The organism is Flavobacterium flabelliforme (genome assembly GCF_017948675.1).
Lineage (GTDB): Bacteria > Bacteroidota > Bacteroidia > Flavobacteriales > Flavobacteriaceae > Flavobacterium > Flavobacterium pygoscelis.
In genome coordinates this window covers 1-711 of sequence record NZ_JAGFBU010000031.1, presented here as the reverse complement: position 1 = coordinate 711, position 711 = coordinate 1, and the positions used below count along the sequence as shown (strand labels likewise).

Below are 711 nucleotides of genomic sequence, written 5' to 3'. Positions count from 1 at the left end.
ATGTAAAATCCTGAAATAGGTTGACAAAAAATCAACAACTATTTACAGGACAACATGAAAGAAAAGAAACCAGACTGTCAAAAAAAATCCGTTGGATTTGACTTAAAACTTAAGATCATTGATCAGGTTACTAACGGACAGATTTCCGTTAACCATGCTTCGGTAAAATACCAGGTCGGACGAAGTGCAATTTATTATTGGTTACAGAAATTTGCTACCTTAGAACAAAAACAAAAAGGTATGTCAAGTAAGGATGAAATAAAAAAACTCAAGGAAAAGATTAAAGAACTCGAATTCATTAAAGACTTCCAACAGATGATAATTGCTGAAGCCGAGATTGATACCGGCAATGATTACGCAAAAAAGTCGCTGCCCGAATCATTGGCCAAAGAAGTGGAATTAAAGAAAAGAGACATTTTAAAATCAAATGGATCTGCCAATGCTTCGGGATCTCAAGACAAGCCTTCTATCAAAAAATGAACCGTTGTCAAAAACAAAAATCTGACAATCAAAAGATGATAAAAATGGTCATTGATAAAAGAGGTGAAATTAATCAAGCAATTGGAGGTCGAAAATTATATCAACTTTTACAAGACGATATAAAACAAGAAAACATCAAAATCGGACGTGATAATTTCTTTGATTTTCTAAGAGCTCATGCCCTATTGGTACCCAAACAACGCAATTTTACACGAACTACAAACTCTAATC

Annotated in this window: 1 protein-coding gene and 1 pseudogene; both read left to right on the top strand. The window is 33.6% G+C overall.

Annotation, left to right across the window (positions count from 1 at the left end; translation table 11 throughout):
* Positions 1-54: 54 nt before the first annotated feature.
* Positions 55-480, top strand: a complete 426-nt coding sequence (locus J3S90_RS15740; protein WP_210646979.1) for an IS630 transposase-related protein — start codon at positions 55-57, stop codon at positions 478-480.
* Positions 477-711: pseudogene (locus J3S90_RS15735) on the top strand (hypothetical protein); the annotation flags it as partial. The gene J3S90_RS15740 and the pseudogene J3S90_RS15735, both read left to right, overlap by 4 nt.

What these genes read in the sequence shown, in the direction of transcription:
- J3S90_RS15740 (WP_210646979.1), top strand. Translation starts at nt 55, where the DNA reads ATGAAAGAAAAGAAACCAGACTGTCAAAAAAAATCCGTTGGATTTGAC.